This is a genomic window from Pseudomonas fuscovaginae SE-1 (assembly GCF_000364705.1).
GTDB classification, from domain to species: domain Bacteria; phylum Pseudomonadota; class Gammaproteobacteria; order Pseudomonadales; family Pseudomonadaceae; genus Aquipseudomonas; species Aquipseudomonas fuscovaginae_A.
This window is the reverse complement of the sequence record NZ_AQOH01000172.1, coordinates 1-433: the sequence shown is the minus strand read 5'-3', so window position 1 is coordinate 433 and position 433 is coordinate 1. Positions and strand designations below refer to the sequence as shown.

The 433-nt window shown below is 69.1% G+C and carries 1 protein-coding gene; it reads left to right on the top strand.

What is annotated here, in order from left to right; all coding sequences use genetic code 11:
* Positions 1 to 433, top strand: a 433-nt coding sequence (locus K675_RS30875) for an AMP-binding protein (RefSeq protein ID WP_037006637.1), incomplete at both ends; no start/stop codon positions are given.

The following is a 433-nucleotide window of genomic DNA, read 5'->3' as shown; positions in this document are numbered from 1 at the left end:
CCGGATGCCGTGGCCCTGGTGTATCAGGACGAAAGCCTGACCTACGGCGAGCTCAACGCCCGCGCCAACCAGGTGGCCCATCGCCTGCTGGCCCTCGGTGTGCGCCCGGACGACCGGGTGGCGATCTGCGTCGAACGCGGCCCGGCGATGATCGTCGGCCTGCTTGGCATCCTCAAGTCCGGCGCCGGTTATGTGCCGCTGGATCCGGCCTATCCTCGCGAGCGCCTGGCCTACACCCTGGGCGACAGCGAACCGGTGGCCCTGCTGAGCCAGTACGCGGTCCGCGAGGCGCTGCCGGCGGTGGATCTGCCGCTGATCAATCTCGACGATGGCGATCTGCAGGACGAGTCCGTCCAGAATCCGCAGGTGCCGGGGCTGACCCCGGCCAGCCTGGCCTATGTGATCTACACCTCCGGTTCCACCGGGCTGCCCA